The organism is Curtobacterium sp. NPDC090217, assembly GCF_044746705.1.
Classification (GTDB): domain Bacteria; phylum Actinomycetota; class Actinomycetes; order Actinomycetales; family Microbacteriaceae; genus Curtobacterium.
In genome coordinates, this window is sequence record NZ_JBIVCR010000011.1 from 1 (window position 1) to 1570 (window position 1570).

At 55.5% G+C, this 1570-nt stretch carries 1 rRNA gene (cut by a window edge); it reads left to right on the plus strand.

Annotated elements, in window-relative coordinates:
- A 23S ribosomal RNA gene (locus tag ACIPJ2_RS19185) occupies positions 1–1570 on the plus strand (its annotated part continues 1288 nt past the right edge of the window); the annotation flags it as partial.

The following is a 1570-nucleotide window of genomic DNA, read 5'->3' on the forward strand; positions in this document are numbered from 1 at the left end:
TATAGGGCGGGTAGAGGGAACGTGGGGAAGTGAAACATCTCAGTACCCACAGGAAGAGAAAACAACATGTGATTCCGTGAGTAGTGGCGAGCGAAAGCGGATGAGGCTAAACCGATCATGTGTGATAGCCGGCGGGCGTTGCATGGTCGGGGTTGTGGGACACGTCGCTCAGTTCTGCCGGACTGGGGCGGTTACAGCGCATCATAGTCGAACCGGTTTGAAAGCCGGGCCGTAGTGGGTGCCAGCCCCGTAGACGAAATGGTGTTATGGCCGGATGTGTATCCCAAGTAGCACGGGGCCCGAGAAATCCCGTGTGAATCTGTCAGGACCACCTGATAAGCCTAAATACTCCCAGATGACCGATAGCGGACAAGTACCGTGAGGGAAAGGTGAAAAGTACCCCGGGAGGGGAGTGAAATAGTACCTGAAACCGTTTGCTTACAAACCGTCGGAGCCTCCTTGTAGGGGTGACGGCGTGCCTTTTGAAGAATGAGCCTGCGAGTTAGTGATATGTGGCGAGGTTAACCCGTGTGGGGCAGCCGTAGCGAAAGCGAGTCTGAATAGGGCGATTCAGTCGCATGTCCTAGACCCGAAGCGAAGTGATCTATCCATGGCCAGGTTGAAGCGACGGTAAGACGTCGTGGAGGACCGAACCCACTTCAGTTGAAAATGGAGGGGATGAGCTGTGGATAGGGGTGAAAGGCCAATCAAACTTCGTGATAGCTGGTTCTCTCCGAAATGCATTTAGGTGCAGCGTTGCGTGTTTCTCGCCGGAGGTAGAGCTACTGGATGGCCGATGGGCCTCAACAGGTTACTGACGTCAGCCAAACTCCGAATGCCGGTGAGTGAGAGCGCAGCAGTGAGACGGTGGGGGATAAGCTTCATCGTCGAGAGGGAAACAACCCAGACTACCAACTAAGGCCCCTAAGCGTGTGCTAAGTGGGAAAGGATGTGGAGTTGCATAGACAACCAGGAGGTTGGCTTAGAAGCAGCCACCCTTGAAAGAGTGCGTAATAGCTCACTGGTCAAGTGATTCCGCGCCGACAATGTAACGGGGCTCAAGCACACCGCCGAAGTTGTAGATTTCGCATGTTAGACAAGCCTTCGTGGTTCAGTCGTGCGGAGTGGTAGGAGAGCGTCGTGTGGCGAGTGAAGCGGCGGAGTAATCCAGCCGTGGACGCCACACGAGTGAGAATGCAGGCATGAGTAGCGAAAGACGGGTGAGAAACCCGTCCTCCGAAAGACCAAGGGTTCCAGGGCCAGGTTAATCCGCCCTGGGTAAGTCGGGACCTAAGGCGAGGCCGACAGGCGTAGTCGATGGACAACGGGTTGATATTCCCGTACCGGCGAACAACCGCCCAAGCTAATCCAGTGGTGCTAAGAGTCCTAACCCGTATCCAGTGGATCCCTTCGGGGTGAAGCGGTGCGGTCTAACGCTCGACCCCATGCTGGTGCGGTTAGCGTATGAACAGGTGTGACGCAGGAAGGTAGCTGAGCCAGGCGATGGTATCCGTAAGGTGAACCTGGTGTAAGGATGTAGGGCTGACGATAGGCAAATCCGTCGTCTGTG